At 60.2% G+C, this 20,164-nt stretch carries 17 protein-coding genes and 1 tRNA gene; 7 read left to right on the top strand and 11 right to left on the bottom strand.

Annotation, left to right across the window (positions count from 1 at the left end; genetic code table 11):
* Window positions 1–2 precede the first annotated feature (2 nt).
* The 3 genes from NCHU2750_RS02905 (at window position 3) to NCHU2750_RS02895 (ending at window position 3,003) form a co-directional block, all read left to right on the top strand.
* Window positions 3–1,325, top strand: coding sequence for a polysaccharide biosynthesis/export family protein (locus NCHU2750_RS02905; RefSeq protein WP_119939086.1), 1,323 nt, complete (start codon window positions 3–5; stop codon window positions 1,323–1,325).
* Between the two features lie 119 nt (window positions 1,326–1,444).
* Window positions 1,445–1,750, top strand: coding sequence for a hypothetical protein (locus tag NCHU2750_RS02900; protein ID WP_162939457.1), 306 nt, complete (start codon window positions 1,445–1,447; stop codon window positions 1,748–1,750).
* Window positions 1,751–2,088: 338 nt separating this feature from the next.
* Complete coding sequence (locus tag NCHU2750_RS02895) at window positions 2,089–3,003, top strand: family 16 glycosylhydrolase (protein ID WP_119939084.1); 915 nt, start codon at window positions 2,089–2,091, stop codon at window positions 3,001–3,003.
* A 33-nt stretch (window positions 3,004–3,036) separates the two neighbouring features.
* On the opposite strand, the gene NCHU2750_RS02890 is transcribed toward NCHU2750_RS02895, so the two are convergent.
* The 8 genes from NCHU2750_RS02890 to NCHU2750_RS02855 form a co-directional block, all read right to left on the bottom strand.
* Entirely contained in the window at window positions 3,037–4,431 is a 1,395-nt protein-coding gene (locus NCHU2750_RS02890) for a hypothetical protein (RefSeq protein WP_119939083.1), read from the bottom strand.
* Between the two features lie 45 nt (window positions 4,432–4,476).
* Entirely contained in the window at window positions 4,477–5,802 is a 1,326-nt protein-coding gene (locus tag NCHU2750_RS02885) for a protoporphyrinogen/coproporphyrinogen oxidase (protein WP_119939082.1), read from the bottom strand.
* Window positions 5,803–5,822: 20 nt separating this feature from the next.
* The gene (locus NCHU2750_RS02880; protein WP_119939081.1) at window positions 5,823–6,869 is read right to left on the bottom strand and encodes an NAD-dependent epimerase/dehydratase family protein; all 1,047 of its coding nucleotides are present in this window, start codon (window positions 6,867–6,869) and stop codon (window positions 5,823–5,825) included.
* Window positions 6,870–6,965: 96 nt separating this feature from the next.
* On the bottom strand, window positions 6,966–8,243 hold the full coding sequence (locus NCHU2750_RS02875; RefSeq protein WP_119939080.1) for a class I SAM-dependent methyltransferase: 1,278 nt from the start codon (window positions 8,241–8,243) through the stop codon (window positions 6,966–6,968).
* The gene (locus NCHU2750_RS02870) at window positions 8,240–9,598 is read right to left on the bottom strand and encodes a DUF4910 domain-containing protein (protein ID WP_245480314.1); all 1,359 of its coding nucleotides are present in this window, start codon (window positions 9,596–9,598) and stop codon (window positions 8,240–8,242) included. Before NCHU2750_RS02870 ends, NCHU2750_RS02875 begins: the two co-directional genes overlap by 4 nt.
* The gene (locus NCHU2750_RS02865; RefSeq protein WP_119939079.1) at window positions 9,595–10,155 is read right to left on the bottom strand and encodes a dTDP-4-dehydrorhamnose 3,5-epimerase family protein; all 561 of its coding nucleotides are present in this window, start codon (window positions 10,153–10,155) and stop codon (window positions 9,595–9,597) included. The genes NCHU2750_RS02870 and NCHU2750_RS02865 overlap by 4 nt, the downstream gene beginning before the upstream one ends.
* An 18-nt stretch (window positions 10,156–10,173) precedes the next feature.
* Window positions 10,174–10,947 (bottom strand): glucose-1-phosphate cytidylyltransferase, encoded by a 774-nt coding sequence (gene rfbF / locus NCHU2750_RS02860; RefSeq protein WP_119939078.1) that lies wholly within the window; start codon window positions 10,945–10,947, stop codon window positions 10,174–10,176.
* Between the two features lie 343 nt (window positions 10,948–11,290).
* A complete protein-coding gene (locus tag NCHU2750_RS02855; RefSeq protein ID WP_119939077.1) occupies window positions 11,291–12,733 on the bottom strand; it encodes a lipopolysaccharide biosynthesis protein in 1,443 nt (480 codons plus the stop codon).
* A gap of 441 nt (window positions 12,734–13,174) precedes the next feature.
* On the opposite strand from NCHU2750_RS02855, the gene NCHU2750_RS02845 reads away from it, so the two are divergent.
* The 3 genes from NCHU2750_RS02845 (at window position 13,175) to NCHU2750_RS02835 (ending at window position 17,140) form a co-directional block, all read left to right on the top strand.
* Complete coding sequence (locus NCHU2750_RS02845; RefSeq protein ID WP_119939075.1) at window positions 13,175–14,536, top strand: FAD-dependent oxidoreductase; 1,362 nt, start codon at window positions 13,175–13,177, stop codon at window positions 14,534–14,536.
* A gap of 75 nt (window positions 14,537–14,611) precedes the next feature.
* Window positions 14,612–15,700 (top strand): glycosyltransferase family 4 protein, encoded by a 1,089-nt coding sequence (locus NCHU2750_RS02840; RefSeq protein ID WP_119939074.1) that lies wholly within the window; start codon window positions 14,612–14,614, stop codon window positions 15,698–15,700.
* Between the two features lie 447 nt (window positions 15,701–16,147).
* Window positions 16,148–17,140, top strand: coding sequence for a GNAT family N-acetyltransferase (locus NCHU2750_RS02835; protein ID WP_119939073.1), 993 nt, complete (start codon window positions 16,148–16,150; stop codon window positions 17,138–17,140).
* A 159-nt stretch (window positions 17,141–17,299) separates the two neighbouring features.
* Here the strand turns inward: NCHU2750_RS02835 and NCHU2750_RS02830 are convergent, their stop codons facing one another.
* On the bottom strand, window positions 17,300–17,476 hold the full coding sequence (locus NCHU2750_RS02830; RefSeq protein ID WP_119939072.1) for a YegP family protein: 177 nt from the start codon (window positions 17,474–17,476) through the stop codon (window positions 17,300–17,302).
* Window positions 17,477–17,893: 417 nt separating this feature from the next.
* A tRNA-Gln gene (locus tag NCHU2750_RS02825) sits at window positions 17,894–17,968 on the bottom strand.
* Between the two features lie 200 nt (window positions 17,969–18,168).
* Between NCHU2750_RS02825 and NCHU2750_RS02820 the strand changes: the two genes are divergently transcribed.
* Complete coding sequence (locus tag NCHU2750_RS02820) at window positions 18,169–19,083, top strand: MBL fold metallo-hydrolase (protein WP_119939071.1); 915 nt, start codon at window positions 18,169–18,171, stop codon at window positions 19,081–19,083.
* Between the two features lie 17 nt (window positions 19,084–19,100).
* Here the strand turns inward: NCHU2750_RS02820 and NCHU2750_RS02815 are convergent, their stop codons facing one another.
* Complete coding sequence (locus NCHU2750_RS02815; protein ID WP_119939070.1) at window positions 19,101–19,994, bottom strand: DUF1499 domain-containing protein; 894 nt, start codon at window positions 19,992–19,994, stop codon at window positions 19,101–19,103.
* Window positions 19,995–20,164: the final 170 nt, after the last annotated feature.

Genomic DNA, 20,164 nt, shown 5'->3' with positions numbered 1-20,164 from the left:
ACGTGACGCATGGTCAACCCTCTTCTGAAACGGCACTCCGCCGCCGTCGCAGGATAGCTTCACTTTACGCGCCGCGTGCCCTGCTGCTGGCAATCGGCGCGTTCGCATCGACCTTCTCGGTTGCGCAGGCTTCCACCTACCTGCTCGGCCCCATGGATGTGCTCAAGATCCGGGTGTTCGAGTGGCGCCCGAGCGCCGGCGTCGCCTATGAATGGGTACCTCTGACGGGGGAATTCACCGTTTCGGCCTCCGGCACGCTGTCGCTGCCGATCGTCGGGACGATCCCGGTTGCGGGCAAGACGCCGGAGGAAGTCGGCGACATTATCGGCGACCAGTTGCAGCAGCAGATCGGCCTGCAGAAGAAGCCGAATGCCTCGATCGAGATTTCGAGCTACAGGCCGTTTTTCGTGACCGGCGCGGTGGCGACGCCCGGCAAGTTCAACTATCTGCCGGGCCTGACGGTGACGCAGGCATTGAGCATGGCCGGCGGCAGCGGCAGCGTCGATCCGAAGATCATGGAAGTGCAGCGGGAAACCCTGGTGAACCAGGGATCGATGCGCGAACTCGATGCCGAGCGGACCGGGCTTATCGCCCGCCAGGCGCGTGTCGATGCGATGCTTGCCAGTGCCACCAAGATCAATTTCCCGCGGGAGCTGACGGAGCGGGCAGCGCAGCCGGCCATCGCGCAGCTGATGCGCAACGAGCAGGCCCTGCTCGACAGCCGCCTGCGCTCGATGCAATCGGATGTGACGGCGCTCGAACAGTCCAAGATCCTGGCGCGCAACCAGCTGGAGGCGCTGAAGCAGAAAGAAGAATCCCTGACCAAGCAGATCGACATGGCCAACAAAGACCTGAGTTCCGTCAACAAGCTGGTCTCTCAGGGGCTGACCGTTTCGACCCGCGCGCTCGGCGCCACCCAGAACGTCGCCGATCTGGAGAGCCGCAATCTCGACGTTTCGCTGGCAATCCTGACAACGCAGCAGGACCTGACCAAGCTCGATCAGGACGAACAGGCGGTCAGCGAGAAATACAAGGCTTCCGCATTGACGGAAGCCGCCGATCTGAGAGACCGGATCGCCGCCAATGACGAGAAGACCAAGACGGCGCAGGCGTTGATGCTGAATATCCAGATGCGCGTACCCGCCGCCATTTCGGCGATGAATGCCGAGGGACGGCCGCGGACGATCACCAAGATCAGCCGTACCGTCAACGGAACGGCCGAGACTTTGGTGGTCAAAGACGACGATCTGGTGCAGCCCGGCGACGTGATCCGGGTGGAGCCGCAACTCGATGTTTCGTCCACAGCGGTTTCCACAACTCAATAGCCGGAATCAACCATAACAGGCACAATATCGCGATTGAGGGCGCCCAACCCTTGATCGCGACCACATGCGCGTGCGATACTTAACATTAGCAATATCTAATGGAATGTGAGTACACCGCAGTGATCTGGGCTTTATTCCTCTCCGCCGCCATCGGCGCCTTATGTGGAATCTGGCTTCATGTCGTCGTTTTCGCGATCCTGGCAAGCTTGATCGCAGCGGTCTTCCTGGCCACCACCGCCATGTCGGGGCTCGCCATTCTCTCCGCACTCTTCTGGTCGCTGATGCTGAGCACCTCACTCGCGCTTGGCTATATGGCATCCCATCTGCTGCGATATGCCATTCACATGCGGGCGAAGGCGGCCAAGCCGGTCCGGCCCGACATGGAAGCTGCTCCGGAATATGTGCGGGACCGCCAACGCCCCTGAGCGCTTCAGGCCGCACCGCCCCGCTTCCCGCCTCAACGGCGATCAACCTGCCGCTATTCGACGCCTCCGAATAGATACGGATGCCGGTATGTGTTGCTGCACCACGCGATAAATTTATCCTGCAATCTTTATTTCGATGGACGTCATGTCCAGCCACGTACTATTCTGGAAATACACAACAATAGCATGAACAATCACTGCAATTCACAACAAACAGTGAACGCAACAAATATATCATCTACAGTATAATCGTTATTCCGAGAGTTTACGGGATAATGCTTTCCCATAGACATGACATCCTCGCATGAAAACCCGATTTCGCTGGTGAAGGAAACGATATGTCGACGTTGCATCGCAGGACTTTCGTAAAGGCTTCCATTCTGGCCGGTGCCGGCACGCTGCTCGGCGGCAGGGCCGATGCGGCCGAGGACCCGACGGCGGGGCGCAGCCTCACCTTCGACGAACAATTCCGCACGATCGACTGGACGATCTGGGAGGCAGGCCGGAAGGCGACGACATTCGATCCCGGCTTTTACGGGCGCTCCGCCTTTGCCCGCAGCACCGGCGAAGAAGGGTTCAATCCCTATTCGATCGTCGACGACGGTGCGGCGACGAATGGCAGGGCGCTGCAGATCTCGGCCAAATATATCGGGAAACAGATGTCGGTCCCCTATTATTTCGGCAACGAGACTGCCGATGCACAGTGGATTTCCGGCAATCTGCAGACCGCCCGCGGCGACGGCACGATCATGAAAGGCTGGCGGACCGGCTATTTCGAGGCGCGGATGATCTTTCCGAAGCATCCGCTGACATGGCCGGCCTTCTGGTTCATGAACGGCCGCAGCATCCTCTTCCCGAAGACCAGTATCGAGATCGACGTGGTCGAGCAGAAGGGTTACGAGCCCTCGACCTATGGCGCCTATCTGCATGAATGGGGCCAGCCCGGCGAACATCACGAAGTGGTGGGGGTCAACACGCCGGTGGACATGACAACGCAATATTGCCGCTACGGCATGCTGGTGACGGAAACCGAATGCCGGCCCTATTTCGAGCGCAAGCCGATCAACGACCCGGCGACCGGCAAGCCGGCGGTGTGGACCATCACCCGCGCTGCCGAACTGACCGCGAACAACGACGTTTTCTGGCCGCTCTTGACGCTGGCGCTGCGCGCCGATGTGCCCTATCCGAACCCGCTCTTACCGGAGCATATGGAAACGTCGATGCGGGTGGATTATTTCCAGGTCTATTCGTGAACCGGGCTGATACGACTGGAGAATTCTGACTTGTCAGACCCGCATCGGGATTGCGGCGATGGCGGTTTCGTCCTCGTGTGACGGCACGGCGGTCGCAAGGGCTGCCATGACGAAGAAAAGCAACCCGGTATCGACCGTTGCGACGGCCACAACCGCCCCGACCAGCAGGCAGAGGCAACCATTGCGGGCGGCAAGCCGCACATCCCCGTCGAATGTTCTCGCCTCACCGCGCGGCGTCATGAAGGCCGTCAGGAAGAACAGGCCGAAAAACAGCGTTCCGGGTATGCCGACATTCGACAGAAGCGCGAAGATGAAGCTCGATGTGCGCGACGTGCCAAGCCCGACGCCGAGCCCGTAGCTGTCGAGGAAATTGTTCCAGCCATAGAGGTTCCACATGCCGCGCTCGACGCCTGAGGCGGAGGTCGCCTTGCTGAACAGGAGAAGGTCGAAATAGGCATAGAGGGCGTGGAAGATCGCCTGATCCATGATGATCAGCATGCCGAGCAGGACGATGATGATCGGCGCGAAGAGCACCACTCCGGCGCTGAAGCGGGTGCCGGACTGGCCGCCGCAGCGCATCAGGCAGGTGAAATAGAGGATGACGAGGCAGACCGGCAGGCCGAAGAGGCCGGATGACGAGGTCGAGCGGATGACCATGATCGACGACAGGAGAAACAGGAAGCCGTTGACCCGGCTGTAGCGGCCGCAGATGCGCAACGTGCCGGTGAAGCCGACCGCGCCGAGGCTGATACAGGCGAAGGTGGAGGCTTCCGGCCATGAGCCGACCACGCGTTTGACACCGGCAACCACGTCCTCGTCGTGAAAGGCATAGGGCGCGTTGCGGATGAAGCCGAGCCAGTCCTGCACCGCCGTGCCGGCGCCGACCATGTCGAGGATGCCGAAGAAGAGATTGGCGGCCGAGAAGGCCATGACGCCGACCGTGACGGCGCGAAAGCCGGACATGGTCGAGCCGAGCGCCACGACCATGACGAAGGTGACGATATCGGCGGTGTAATAGACGACCTGGGTGAAGTTGCTCGAGACGGGACCGAGCGGCACGGCACCGCCGGTATCGGGATATTCAGACGAGCCGAGCGGGATGATCTGCATCGTCTGAGCCCAAAGGCGGGGCGCGAAATATCCGGCAATGCCGCCATAGACCAGAAGGCAGACCAGCCAGAAGGCCGGGTTGGGAGGCGCCAGCGCATTCAGCGCGACCTGCATCTTTTCCCGATAGGACAGGGTTGCAAGCGCCAGAAAGCCGACGAAGAGGTGGCCAGGCTGGATGCCGGCCGAGCCAAGCAGGACCGCCGCGGCACCACCGAACACCGTCATGGTGCAGAAGGCGATCGCTGTCGCCCGGTAGCCGGACATGAGGCAGATGATGCCGACGATAAGCGTGAAGATGCCGACGGGCGGGATGTTCATCGAACTCCCCCCGCCTGCCCTGCGTGATGGCCACGCGCCCTCACGCTATTCCTCGACGATACCGGCAAGACCGAGCGCCGAACGTGCCGCCCGCTCACCGCTCAGGAAGGCGGCATCCGTCCAGATGTAACCCCACTGGCCGAAGCGGCCGCAATATTCGATGCCGATCTCGTCGAGATAGCCATGCACCGTCTCGACCGCGGCCTTGCGGTCGAGATCGAAAATCACGTTGCCGAAGGGCAGCATGATGGCGCTCTGGTGGATGATCTCCGCACGCGACTGGACGATGCCGCATTTGATCAACGCATCGATTGCCGGCTCGATCCATGCATCCGGGCTGCCGGTCAGCGGGCGGTATTTCTCGCTGAAATAGATTTCCGCCTGCAGCGCGCCGCAGCCTTCCGGCACGCTCTTCCTCGACAGGTTGCCGCGATAGCTGACGCGGGCAAAGGGGATATCCTCGTCGTAGAAATAGGACCATTGCGGCTTGGTATCGATCGGCCGGTTGAGACCGATATTGACGACGACCACCTGGGTGCAGGCAAGCTTGGCCGCCGCCTCACGCACATCGTCCGGCACGCCCTTGATCAGCGGGATGACGATCGGCAGCGGCAGCGACGAGATCAGCTTCTTGTAATCATGCGTCGTTCCGTCCTTGAAGGTCAGTCGTTTTTCCTTCGTGTCGATCGCCGCGATCTCGTGATCGCAGAGAACCTCGGCCTTGTCGTAGAAGCCGCTGATGAAGGATTCGAAGCCGCCAAGCGTCGGATAGCGGAACTCGTTGACATAGAAGACATCAAGCGGCTCGTGCTCCAGAGCGCCGCGCAGCACCTCTTCGAGGTTCGGCCGGTAGAGGCGCGGGCCGAGCCAGTCGGTCGACATATTTTCGGCGCCGGTCGTGTGATATTTGCGGGTATAGACGGCCGGGAAGGTTTCGGCGAAGGTCTTGCCGAAGGCGGCGAGCAGCCAGTCCTCGTAATTGTCGATCTTCGGGTTTTCGATCTGCCGGGCCTCGATGAAGTCCTTGATGCAGTTGACCACCAGATCCACAGGCAGGCCATGCAGGTTGACCTGGGCCGGATGCTTGATCCAGTGCCCCTGCCAGTAATTGTTGCAATAGACATTACCGACCTCGAACTGCTGGCCGGTCGATTCCGCAAACAGATCCTTTACCCGCGGATTGCGGGTGAAGGAAATGTGGACGCCCTCGTCGAAGACGAAGCCGTCGCCATTGCCGAAGCTGGATGTCAGGCCGCCCGGCCTCGACCGCTTGTCATAGATGCGTGCCTTGATGCCATTGGCAAACAGGACATTGGCGGCGCCGAAACCGGCCATGCCGCTGCCCAAGATCGCGTATCCCTGATGCTCCATCGTCATTTCCTTATGGCCGTTCAGTTCACCCAGCGGACGTCATCGGACAGGCGGCCCGCATCCATCAGACGCTCCAGGGTCGCAAGTCGCTTGGCGGCGGCCGGCACGACTTCACGCCCGGCGACCTTTGCAGCCGTCAGGCCATCGACGAGGCGGCTGATCGATTCCGTCAGCGAGACTGCCGGCTGATGTTCGGGGGCCGCCTTGGCGAAACGGGTGAAATCGACCTGGTAGGAACGCAGGTCCGGCGGCGCATCCTTGTTGATCGACACGCGGGTGCCGGGGATCGCCTGCGCCACCGCTTCGGCCAGTTCGAAGACCTGGTAGTTGTTCTCGTTTCGGCCGGCATTGATGGCGACGAAACGGCCGCCATTGTCGACATCGCGCTTGATTGCCCATTCCATGGCACGCGCCATGTCCTTGACGTCGATCAGCGGCCGCCAGGGCGTGCCGTCGCTCAAGACCTTGATCTCGCCGGTCGAGAGTGCCGTCGCAACGAAATCGTTGAGCACCAGATCGAGCCTCAGCCGCGGGGACTGGCCGCAGGCAGTGGCAAAGCGCAGGCAGGTGATGGCCATATCCGGCGCTTCCAGCTGTTCCAGCGCATGCTCGGTGGCGATCTTGGAGCGGGCATAGGCGGTAAGCGGGGTCAGCGTATCGGTCTCCTTGCGCGGGCCGCCTTCGGCATAGCCGTAGACGCTGCAGCTCGAGGCGAAGACGAAGCTCTTGACGCCGGCTTCTGCCGCGGCACCGGCGATATCGACGCTGGCGCGGTAATTGATGCCCTCGGTCTGCTTTTCGAAGCGGGCGCCGATCGGGTCATTGGAAAGGGCCGCCAGATGCACGACGGCATCGACACCTTCCAAGAGTTCGAGCGGGAAATCGCGCACGTCGCCGAACACCTGTTTGTCGAGCACGCGCTCGGGAAACTCGTCCGGCACGGTGAGGCATTGGGCGAAATAGCCGCTGTCGAAGCCGATCAGTTCGGCATCCGGCCAGACGGAACGAAAATGTGCTGCGACGACAGGGCCAACATAACCCATATTTCCGGTGATCAAGATACGCATGCTGGACCCCTGATGACACGAGGATGATGAGGTTTCCGGCTGCCGCGCAGGCGGCAGCCGGAGGTTCAGGTTCATGGGCCGGGCGAGCCGGAAATCTTAGGCGATCTTGATCTCCTGAGGATAGGGGATCGCCTTGAGGAAGGTGCCGCCTTTCTTCTGATAATCCGCCTGCTGCACGACGATCTCGTCGGCGAAGTTCCAGGGCAGAATCAGCAGGTAATCGGTGGGTGCTGACTGCAATTCCTCGACCGGCTTGATCGGCAGGCGCACGCCCGGCATGTATTTGCCGACCTTGTGGGTATTGCGGTCGACGACATAGGAGATCGTGCCTTCCGGCAGATCGGCAAAGTTCAAAAGCGTGGCGCCCTTGGCGGCGGCGCCATAGGCGGCAATCGTCTTGCCCTCTTCGCGGAAGACGCCGAGCATCTTCCTGAGATCGGTGCGGATGCCTTCGACGCGCAGGCCGAAATCGCGGTAGCAATCGAAGCCGGTGAGGCCCATCGCATCCTCTTCCGCCTGCATTTTCTGCAGCCGCTCGGATTTGCCCTCGGTCTTCGACACCCGCAGGCGCAGCGAACCGCCATGAATATCGAGCTTCTTGGCGTCGTTGAGGTAGAGGCCGTGGCGGCCCATCAGCGGTTCGAGCGCGGCCAGCGAATAATAGAAGAAATGCTCGTGGTAGATCGTGTCGAAGGCGCAGGTCTCGATCAGATCCTTCACATAGGGGAATTCGAATTCGGCAATGCCGTCATCGGCAAGCAGGATCGAGAAGCCCTCGACGAAATTGTTGATGTCGTTGACATGGGCGAGCACGTTATTGGCCAGCATGACGGAGGCGCGCTTGCCCTCCGCCACCAGTTTCGTCGCCACGTCGCGGCCGAAGAAATCGATAACGGTCGGCACACCGATCGCAATCGCCGCCTTGGCCGGGCCGGAGGCCGGGTCGATGCCGAGAACCGGGATGCCGCTCTCGACGAAATTCTTCAACAGATAGCCGTCATTGGAGGCGATCTCGACGACGAGATTATCCGGCCCGAGGCCGCGTTCGGCAATCAGATCGAGCGCATGTTCACGGCTATGGACGAGCAGAGCCGGGATGAAGGAGGAGAAATAGGGATAATCCTGACCGAAGAGGATTTCCGGCGGCACGTCCTCACTCACCTGCGCCAGGCCGCAATCCTGGCAGAGAATGACTTCGAGCGGGAAGAGCGGCTCCGGCAGGCCGAGCTGTTCGGGCTCCAGAAGCGCGTTGGCGAGCGGCTGGTTGCCGAGATCGAGAATGGTGTCGAGGTGACTGCCGCCGCAGGACCGGCAGGCCGTGATGCGGCCGGACTTCGGCGACGATGCTTCCACCTGAATGCTTGCAATGGTCATGACCGAACCTCCGTGATTAATTCAGCGTCCAAACATAAATCTGCTGCGGCACGTATGCGCGAGAACGGCGTTCTGGAGCGTTCCGCGATGTCGAGAAGCGAGCGCTGCCCGTCGCATTGGTTCAGCACCCAGAGCAGGTCCATCTGTGAGGCGCCGCCGCCTTCCTTCTGCCCGGCGATGGCGCGGTAGAGACCACGCCGGCCAAGCTGCGGCTCACCGCGCCCGTCGACACGCCGATAGGTAACGTTGTTCCGGAGGAGGTCGATCACCTCCAGGATCACCCGGAAGGACTGGGCGAGTGCCGTGCCGGTGACGAAGTCGCAATTGTCGAGCGAGGTATGGTATTCAGGGAACGTGCCATGGACGGCGCGCATCAGGCAGCCGACGGCAAGGGCGATGCCCGGCGAGCCATATTGCCGCTCGTCATAGCCATATGGCGAGAATTCCATCATTTCGAAAGCGTGGCCGCTATGGGCGAGCACATGCTCGACGGCAAGATCGACGACGGCGCCCTCGACGGTTCTCTTGTAGTGGAACGGGCCCTCATCGCCGATGCAGGTGAGGACCAGACCGTGCACGACCCGGTGCAGCTCGTCCTCGTTTTCGGCGAGCCAGGTGATCGCGCCGATCGTTGCCGGCAGGAAGAGAAAACGGATGCCGAGCCTGCCCGACGGTTGCGACAGATAATGCTGCGCCAGGGCGGCGGCGACAACGATGCCCGACAGGTTGTCGTTGGCGAGGCTCGGATGGCAGATATGGACGGAAATCAGGATTTCCTCGTTGCTATCGCCGGGCACAAACAGTTCGCCATAGGTCAAAGCGCCATCGGCCAACGTGCTGTCGATCTCGACGAGATAGCTTTCATCCTGCATTTCCTGCCAAAGGGAATGCGGCAGGCAGAAACCCCAGTTTTCGGCGTAATAGGAGGTACGGTAGGGAATGGCGTCCGGCTGGTCGGGCAGCGTGTGGATGTGACGTGCCAGTTCCTCGCGGGAAAACGTGCCGGAGACGGGAATGCTGTAGCCGACGACATGCAGGTTGTTATCGGCGAAATCGACCAGAACGCGACCGTCGAGCGTCTTGATGGTCGCGGCGCGGATGTTCCATTCGCGCGGCACTTCCCAATCAAAAACCCTGGTGCCGGTCGATACTTCGCGGATTTCCAGCGACGGCAGATCGGCCTTGAGCGCCGTGAGCGTGGCACGCACGCCGTCACCCGTCAGACTGCGCGGCAGCGGAAACAGGTTCCGCAGCAGCGCCATCATGTCGAGCGACGGCGCTGCGCCTCCCCTGTCAGCCCCATTGTCAGCTCCATGGTCATTGTCGGCCATCTTGAACACGCCATCCAGCATCATGCAGCACTCCGCCGGAGAAAGGGCATCCTGCCCGCAAGATCCGGCCAGGCCAGATCCTTCTCCGAAATTTCCGTCACGGGCTCCGGCCATTTTATCGAGATCAACGGATCGTCGTAGCGCGCCCCGTCGTAAAATTCCGGGTGATAGGCGACGCCCATCAGATATTCGACCACCGCATCCTCGCTCACCGCCTGGAAGCCGTGGGCAAAGCCGGCGGGGATATAAAGCATCCTGCCATCCTCGGCGCCGAGCTCGATATGAAAGCTCTCTCCGAGTGTTGCCGATCCCTCGCGCAGATCGACGATCACGTCATGGATGCGCCCGTGGCTGCAACGCACCACCTTGGCATCCGCATATGGCGCCCGCTGGAAATGCATGCCGCGGACGGCACCACGGGTCTTGGTCAACGAGGTATTTCCCTGGACCGGCGAAAACTCGATGCCGGCCTCTTTAAACAATTGCGTGCACCAGACACGGGCAAAACTGCCGCGATTGTCACCATGGACCTTGAGGTTGATGACCTTCGCATCCGAGCCGCCGAGAGAGGTGAAGTTCATGTCGCCTCCCCCAGAAGACTACCAGACTTTCCACTGTGCCGAGCGGGATGCCCACATCTCGTTCAGCACGGTCTTGTCGCGCAGCGTATCCATCGGATGCCAGAAACCGTGGTGGCGATAGGCCATCAGCTCGCCCTGCTTGGCGAGCTCGTCCATCGGCCCGCGCTCCCACATCACCTCGTCGCCCTCGATCAGGCCGAGAACCGAGGGATCGAGGACGAAGAAGCCGCCGCTGATCCAGGTTCCGCCGTTTTCGGGCTTCTCGTTGAAGGCATGGACGCGCGGGTCCTGGTCTTCGAGATACATGGCACCGAAACGGCCGACCGGCTGCACGGCTGTGACGGTTGCACTCCTGCCATGGTCCCTGTGGAACTTCAGGAGTTCCGTCAGGTCGATATCGCCGACACCATCACCATAGGTCATGAAGAACGGCTCGTTGCCGAGCAGGTGCCGGATGCGGGCAAGCCTGCCGCCGGTCATGGTTTCCGCACCCGTATCCGCCAGCGTCACGCGCCAGTCCTCGCAGGGCGGGTCGAGATAGGTGACGTCCGAAGTCGACAGATCGAAGGTCACGCTCGATCCGCGCATGCGGAAATCCTCGAAGAATTTCTTGATCAGATGCCCCTTGTATCCGCAGCATATGATGAAGTCCTTCACGCCATGGGCGGCGTAAATCTTCATGATGTGCCAGAGGATCGGCTGGCCGCCAATTTCAACCAGCGGCTTGGGAACAGTCGACGTTTCTTCAGACAGTCTTGTTCCAAGACCGCCAGCCAAAATAACTGCCTTCATAGTAAAACACGCCACCCGCTCTGCGAGATCCATCAAGATGGATGCCGCATTGAAATACAAACCCTACTCGAATGCCGGCAATTTCACGTGATACAAGAAGACAAACATAATTCATGGGGATGGGCAAGGGTTTTTTATTACTTGTTAAGATTTACGAATACACCCGCAAAGAATAAAATCAGATGATGCAGAATTAAGCACAGAACGCCTGCAAGATTCTCGAACAATCAATCACATGAAGCTGCCGCCCTGCAGCTGACCGGAGGCAGGGAACACCGTCATGGCCGAGCTAGAGCCTGGGCAGGACCTGATGGAGGACACACAGGAAGGAAGGCGTGGCGGCTCAGCGGGCGTCGAACAATTCGAAACGTCCGCCGCCGAGCCTGAATCTCAGGCCGAGCGCCAACAGGGTTGCGCCATAGCTCGCCGCACCAAAGCTTGCCACGAGCACCATCTGGGCAAGGACAGGCAGGGTGACGTGCGAGATCTGCATGCGCAGCCAGTAGACCGCGACCACCATCACGGTGCCGGCCACGGCGACCTTCCAAAGATTGACCACCTGGCGGCGAAGACCAAGCCCCAGCAGGCGCCGGACCACGATGGCGTAAACACCGCCCATCACGACCGACATGGCCAAGCGCGCATAGACGACACCCTCGATCGAAAAGAAATAGAAGCCGATGCTGATGGCGACCGTACGAATGACGAAATCGATGAGGTTTATGCGAAACAGGACGTCGGGCCTGTCCAAAGCGAGGCTGAGAGAATTCAGCGTCTGGTAATAGGGCACGGGCAGCATGGAGACCGACAGCAAGGCCAGATAGGGGGCGGCTTCGGCCCATTTCGGCCCGAGCAGCAGATCGGTCACCAGATCCGCCGTCAGCGCGATGCCAAGGCAGGCCGGGACGCAGATCAGCATGGCGATCCGGATCGCCTTGAGGAAGGCATGGCCGATACGATGGCGATCGCCGTTCATTCGCGAGAAGGCCGCCATCAGCGGCTGCAGGGCCGGCCCGATGAGGCTCTGCGTCGGCAGGTTGGCGACGTCGCTCGCCACGGTATAACGTCCGAGCAGCGCCTTGTCGGGAACATATGCGCCGATCATCAGCCTATCATATTGCCAGTTCAGCGCCGAGACGATCTGCGACGAGGTGAACCAGCCCATGAAACCGGCAAAATCATTGATGCGCGCAAAGGAGAAGGCCGGCCGGTATCGGGCAAAGACATGCGACATGATGGTGGTGACGCTGGCGGCAACGACATAATTGGCCACCAGCGCCCAGTAACCGCCCTCGGTGAAGACAACCAGGATGGCGGCAACCAGGCCGCAGACCTTGCTGATCGTCTCGGCGATGAAGGTCGGCCGGAAATCGATCGTGCGGGCATAATAGACCATGGCGGGGCTGTAGAAACCCTTGAGAAAGGTGCCGATGGCGAGAACGCAGACGACCGGGAAAAGAGCGGGATCGCCGTTGATGAGGGAATAGGGCCAGGCACAACCGATCGTCAGCACCGCCACGGCGACACTTCTGAGCATGGCCAGCGTAAAGCCGGTATCGAGATGCTTCTTGTCGATCTCGGAAAGGCGCACCAGCGCCTGGGTGACAGGCACTTCCAGCACCGTATCGATGATCAGCACCAGCGCCATGGCGAGTGCCGTCACGCCGAAATCGGCGGGGACGAGAAGACGCGCCAGGATGAGCAGGTTCACGAAGTCGATGAAGCGGCCGATGAGCCTGGAAAAGATCAGCCAGGACGCGCCCTTCAATGTAGCTAATGCAAGCATAGACGGCCAAACCCCAAACAACTGAGACCGCTGACATATCCCTATCGACAAAAGCCGAGGACAGGGACCTCCTCATGCCACATCACGATCAGATAGATTGCTCCCATCGCCTTCGGCAGAAATACAAATTCCGGCGTCGACGAAGTACAGAATGCATGCGCAGGCGAATTCACCAGACAGGACGTCAAATCGCGCCCCTGTTCTCCACCCTCCAAGACAGAGTTGATCATCAATACATAGAGCATGCAAATCACTTGTAAATACAAAATATATTCACATATTAAATACATGTTTTTGTTGCATTTTCAGGATAAATTAGCATAATTTATAGAAATACTGCCGTCTCCATTGCATTTATTAACAAAATTATTATAAATATTAACTTCTCGCAATATTCCGATACAGTATTGTCAGCCTTTCAGCGCCCGTGAAGGAGAATCGATGAATGATTCCTACGAGTTGCAACAGGAAAGGGCACCGGAGACGGAAGCATTCGATGCGATTATACTAGGCGCCGGCGTCAGCGGCCTGGTTGCGGCATCCGTGCTCGTCAAACAGAGCAGTGGCCGGATCATGGTCGTCGACAGCTACGACCGGGTGGGCGGCAATCACCTCGACTGGTCCCGCAATGGCTTCACCTTCGATGTCGGCAGCCTGATTTTCCAGGACGATTCCCCGCTGGTAAAGCACTTTCCCGAGTTGCTGGAACACTATGTCCATATCCATCCCTCGTGGGGCAGGCTGAACCCGCAGCGCAAGATCACGACCTATCCGATCTCGGTTAAGGACGACATCATCGCCGCAGGGCCGCTGGTCATCTGCCGCATCATGCTGTCGGTTCTGGCTGCGCGCATCCAGCGCAAAACGATGCGCAATGCCAAGGACTTTGCCGCCTACTGGATCGGCGCCTATCTTCTCAGGCGCTCGGGGCTGGAAAACTACATGGCACGCTTTTATGGCGTGGCCCCCGACCATATCGACCTCGAACTGGCGCAGAAGCGCATGCTCTGGATCAAGGAGCATTCGTCGCTGACCAATCTCTTGCGCAAGATGTGGAAAAGGCGTTCGCCGGCGCAGATCGCGCCGCCCAACAAGCAGCTGGCGCGGCCAAAGGCCGGCTATTCAGCACTTTATGAGCCGGTCAAGCACACGCTCAGCCAGAGCGGCGTGGCATTCCGGCTCGGTATCGACATCGCAAAGCTCGAGAAATCGGCAGGACGGTTCGTGGTCACCTCGTCCTGCGGCAAGACGATGGCTGCGGCACGGGTGATCTCGACCATTCCGATCAACATCATTTCCGGCCTTTGCGGCCTCGCCCAGAACCAGCCTTTGCAGACGATCACCCTGATAAGCCTGTATTTCAGCTTCAGCGGCAATCGCGGTTTCGCGCAGTCGATCCTCTACAACTTTTCCTACGAGGCGGCGTGGAAGCGGCTGACCGTCTATTCCGACTTCTACGGCTCCAATGAAGGGCGCGAGTATTTTGCCGTCGAGGTGGTCGCCAACGAGATCATCAGCAGTATCGAACTGGCAGAGGCCGAGTTTCGCCAGCACGTGGCTAAAAACGGCATATTCGACGGCGACCTGAGGCTGGAAGGCGGCCATGTGCTTGACAATGCCTATCCGATCTATGTCCATGGGGCTGCGGCCAATGCGCGGCAGCAGATCGATATATTGAAGCAGTTCGGAATAGAATCCTTCGGCCGCCATGGCGCCTTCAACTATCAGCCGACGGCAAGGGTCTCGACGCTCGAGGCGGAGGAAGCATTGAACTACCGGCATCCCGACGCGCAGCCCGCCTGACGGCCGGCGGCAAAAGGGTGACGCTGCAGCAAGACGTTCGGGCAAAGTTGTATCGTGTCAGCGGGTCAATAAAACATGCGTATCCTGCATCTCCTCAACCATACCAACCGGCTGAACGGCCATGTCCATGCGGCGGTCGACCTGGCCTGCGAGCAGAAGAGGCAGGGGCATGACGTATGCATTGCCAGCGGCGGCGGAGATTTCGACCGGCTGCTTGCGGCAAACCAGGTGGCGACCCGGCATCTCGACCATGAGCGGAAGCCGCTCACCGTCCTGCGCTCGCTCTTAGCCTTCAGAGGCCATGTGAAAGAGTGGAAGCCCGACGTGATCCACGCGCATATGATGACAAGCGCGGTGCTGGCCTATCCGATCTGCAAGCTCTCCGGCCTGCCGCTGATCACCACCGTGCACAACGAGTTCGAGAAGAGCGCCATCCTGATGGGGCTCGGCACGCGGGTGATCGCGGTCAGCGAATCCGTCCGCCGCTCGATGCAAAAGCGCGGCGTTTCGGCAGACAAGCTGCGTGTCGTCCTGAACGGCACGATCGGCGCCGCACGGTTTGCCAACCGCAGCACCATGCCGGCGGACCTCGCCAAGCCCAGCATCGTCTTCGTCGGCGGCCTGCATCCACGCAAGGGCCTGCCGGATCTTCTTGCCGCCTTCAACACCATTCATGGGGATCACCCGGCAGCCCGGCTCTATGTGATCGGCGGCGGACCGATGGAGAACGACTACCGGGCGCTTGCGGCCGAAAGCGGCGGCGGTGAGGCGATCACCTTTGTCGGCGCGATCGACGACCCCTACCCCTACATGCTGGCGGCCGACATATTCGTCCTGCCGTCGCTGGCCGATCCTGCACCGCTGGTGATTTCCGAGGCGCGGGAGGCGCGCTGCGCGATTATCGGCACGCATGTCGACGGCATTCCGCAACTGCTGGAATTCGGCGAGGCGGGGCTGCTGGTGCCGCCAGGCGCACCGGACGTGCTTGCTGCGACGCTTGAAGACCTGCTTGCAGAGCCCGATACGCTCGAAACATGGAAGCAGCGCAGCCAGATGCGGCTGGAGACGCTGACGATCGAGCGCGTGGCGCGCGAGACATCGAATGTCTATCGTTCTGCCATGGCACAGCCGGAACTCTCGCTGACGGCAAGTCAGACTGGCTGACGCACGTATCAGAGGCGATATGCGGCAGCCAAACCGGTTCGCGACCCTCGGGTGATCAAGGGTCACACACGACCGGAAAACCACACGACATCTCCTTTTGCGGGATGCATCCGAAGGTATCTCCCTCGATGAAACGACAGTTGGTTGCGCAGAAATAACAACCACAAGGTGATTTTTTACGCACCATCACAAAAATTTGACCGCAATACATCTTTCGGTAGAATTCTATAAACCATTGAATTTTATAGCCGAATTACACCCATGTATTTCCCTCTCTATACGAAGGAACATCTCTGCAAAGACAGAAACTTCAATAAAAACTCCTCGGCTTATTCACATTTCAGAATTTTCATCTAAATTAAATCGTAAACAAAGAGTAAATAAGCATCAGTACAGGTTTGCATCGCAGCACAACGTCAGAATCTATAGTATTGAGGCCTAGATTCTATGATCACGCGTACACCGAGTATCGACCAGCAGAGCCGACTTAAAGCTGCTGCGGAAAATGCTTTCGACTGCCTGAGACCGACAATATTTCACGAAGACTGGTGGCTCGATACCGCGACACGCGGCCGGGTGGACTTCGTTGAAGTCGAGGATGGAGGACGCACCGTTGGGCGCCTTCCCTACATGGTCAGTTCACGTTACGGGCTGTCGAGCAGCAACATGCCGACGCTGACGCATTTCCTTGGGCCGGGCATCAATGACGGTGGGGGCAGCGAGGCCAACCGCTATGTCAAACGCAATTCGATTACGCAGGAACTGATCCGCAAGCTGCCGCCGCTCTCCTCGTTTCGCCAGAAGATGCATCGCGGCATCTGCGACGCCCTGCCGTTCCAGGCACAGGGCTATAATGTCGAGGTGCAATTCACCTTCGAGATCCAGCCTTATCCGGACCTGATGATCTGGAAGGGCATGCGCGACAAGACGCGCAATGTCATCCGCCGGGCGTCCGAAAACTTCAAGGTCCATGAGAGCGTTGATCCAGAGGCCTATTTCCATCTTGCCACCGCGCATCTGCAAAAGAAAAACATGCAGGCCAATGTCGATTTCGACATCTGCAAGGACCTTGCGATCAAGGCTATGGAACGAGGCCGCGGCCATGTCTGGGTCGCGCGGGAATATAACAGCGGCGACATCAAGGCCGCGATCTTCTGCGTATGGGACTCCAACACCTATTACTATCTGATGTCGACGCGCGCACCGGATGCCGGCAATGGGGTGGTACCGCTGTTGATCTGGAATGCCATCCAGTCGGCGACCTCGATGGGATATGTGTTCGATTTCGACGGCATCAGCAATGCCGGTTCGATCCTGCTGTTTTCAGGCTTCGGCGGCAAGACGGCACCGCGCTATATCGTGACCAAGTCCAGCATGCCCTATCGCGTGCTGAGGCAGATCCGCCGCATGGACCCGACGGCCTATAACGCATTCGGATGAGACGGCGCGCAGATCCGACCAATGAATGATCGCATGCACGATGGACGGCCCGACCCGTGATGCACGCGCAGATGCAGGCAGGTTTATCGCATCGGGAAAGCAAGGTGGTGCGGGAGGCCCGCCGGCATTGTGGGGTCACAGTCCCGGCGGGCGTCCTGATCAGCTATTGTCTTCGGTCGGAGCGTCCGGTCCGTTCTTCTTGATCGATGCAATGGCGTTTTCTGCGCCGGACTTGGACGCATAGCCCTCGGTCGCAAACATCACTTCGTTGTTGTACTTGAAGCGAACGCGATACTCGCCCGCCTTGTCCTTGTAGATTTCAAACTTGTGAGCCATTTCGTTCCTCATTAAGCACTTCGGTTCTTGATGACGACACTGAGCGCCGAGAGGATCCGGGCCTATGAAGGCCGTCTCCGACGCGATCCTGCAATCGCGTTCGCTTTCGTCTCGATATCAACGCCTCGCCGCAGCGTTACCACCCACGACGGCAATGATCATATTGATCAATATCTGTTCCACAAGCGTCGCCACAGCAAATATCCCCGTGATCTTTCAAGGACCACGGGCCTTGCAAGAACATCGCACAGAAGGGCCGAAGAAACCGGCCAAAGATACTTGCGGGTACGCAACAAGATCGAACACACGACGCGAGAGGATCAAAGGGCAAGCGGCGCCCAACACCGGGGCCTGCCATGGCACGCAACGACAGCGAGTTCCCGCTCATCGTGCCAATGTGGTCTTGACGATAAAATATGGCTGGGGCGCCAGGATTCGAACCTGGGAATGCCGGTACCAAAAACCGGTGCCTTACCGCTTGGCGACGCCCCAACAGATGACCGGCAGCTTCGATGCGCCGGGCAGCAGGGGCCTCCTCTAGCAAAGCTTTCCCCTGCCCTCAACGTCTATCTTTCTTCATTAGGGTATTTTCCCGAAGCTTTGTTTTGCCCATGCGACTATCGCCAGCCAGCATCAAGCGATGCTAAGGCATGGAGATGGCAAGGCAGGTAGAGCGCAGGCACAAGGTCAGGATGGCAGAGGATATCGATTTCGACACCGAGTTTCAGCCGTCCTACGGCGTGCCGGTGGCTATCGCCGAGGGCGTCGAACGGCTCACAGTCAACAATCCCTCGCCTTTCACCTTTCATGGCACGAATACCTATATCGTCGGAGGATCTTCCGTCGCGGTGATAGATCCGGGTCCCGACGACCAAGCGCATTTCGAGGCGCTGATGCGGGCGCTCGATGGCCGCACCGTCAGCCATATCCTTGTCAGCCATACGCATCGCGACCACTCGCCGCTTGCAGACCGGCTGAAGGCTGCCACCGGCGCGCTGACGGTGGCGGAAGGGCCTCACCGCGCCGCACGCCCACTGCACGAGGGCGAGGTCAACCCGTTTGCCGAAAGCGCCGACAGCGCGTTCAGGCCGGATATCGCGATTGCCGACGGCGAGGCGATCAAAGGCGACGGCTGGTCGCTTTCGGCGATCCACACGCCCGGCCACACAGCCAATCATTCGGCGTTTGCGCTCGACGGCACCGGCATCGTGTTTTCCGCCGATCACGTGATGGCCTGGGCGACGACGATCGTGGCGCCACCGGACGGTTCGATGGCCGATTTCATGGCCTCGATCGAGAAGCTGCTGGCACGCGAGGACCGCATCTATTTTCCCGGCCATGGTGGCCCGGTGCGCGAGCCGGCCTCGTTCCTGAGGGGGCTTCGAACCCACCGTCGGATGCGCGAACGGGCGGTGATGGAGCGCATTCGTGCCGGCGACCGGCTGATCCCCGAGATGGTGAAGACCATCTATGCCAAGACCGATCCGCGGCTGCATGGCGCGGCAGCGCTTTCGGTGCTTGCCCATATCGAGGACCTGATCGAGAAAGGCCGGGTGGAGACCGACGGCCCGCCTTCGCTTGCCGGCATCTACCGGCCGGTGTTCTGACGGGCAACCAGTCGACGTCAGCCGCCGGCCAGCCCCAGCAGTTCCTGATCGAGGCGATCGAGAAAATCCTCGGCGATCGCCGCGCCGAAACCGAGATCATGCGGGCCATAGCGGGAGACGACGCGGATATCGACCGAGGTCGTCTCGGCCTCCTCGCGCAGGCGGATCACCAGATCGAAACGAAGGCCGGCAATCAGCGTACGGGTCTGGCCCTGAAGCAGCACGTCTCCGGTATTGCCGAGAGCGGTATCGAGCGTCGGCTCCGGCCGCGCCATCGGGATCGGGGCGACATCGGGCACCGCCGCCTGATCGTCCTTCGGCGCACTGCGTTCGGTCAGGTCGGGCTCGACGAGAGACAGGCCCTGGGTCTTGCCGATGGTGATGCGGGCCGAGAGCGTCGCCTTGCGCACGCCATCATAGACGCGGTCGAGCGCGCCCTCGTAACGCCGCCCGACGAGAGCCGGATAGGCGGCAAGCTGGATCCGCCGCTCGCCGGATGCAGGCAGCGCCGGGCGCGGCAGCCATTGCTGATCGGCATGCGGCTCGGCGATGAAGGCCGGCGGGTCGGCAATATCGGTGGACACATCGTAGATCCCCGGGAGCGTGTAATACTGGACCGCGCCATAGGCGACGACGCCGAGCGGCAAGGCCGCATAGATCAGGCCCTTGGCGGCAGCGATACCGCCCGCGGCACCGACCTGCCACAGCCGTGCAAGGCCGAAGATGAGGAAGGGCAGCGATGCTGCGGCAATCGCCGCGGCCAGCAGGAGAAGCGCCAGAAAGGTCGGCTCCGGAAGCGGGCCGAAGCGATGCGCCAGCGTGACGATGGCAAACAGGAAGAAGGCGGACAGGGCGAGGCGTCGTCCGAAATAGGCGGAATGGGACACGGGCCGGACGAAACGGACGGTCATGAAGGCTGAGCAAGCTCCGGGCGATGGCGGTCATGACCTGTGTAAGCCAGCGCGCGCAAAAATGGAATCTTAAAGCTGCGGCAGGAAGGCTGTCACGAGGGCGCGGCAAGAACCAGCGGTCAGGCTGCGGTGCAGCCGCATGAGCCGATCGTCGATGAGCTTTCCATTTT

The organism is Neorhizobium sp. NCHU2750, assembly GCF_003597675.1.
Lineage (GTDB): Bacteria > Pseudomonadota > Alphaproteobacteria > Rhizobiales > Rhizobiaceae > Neorhizobium.
The sequence above is the reverse complement of the archived record's forward strand: the minus strand, read 5'-3'. Positions and strand labels throughout refer to the sequence as shown.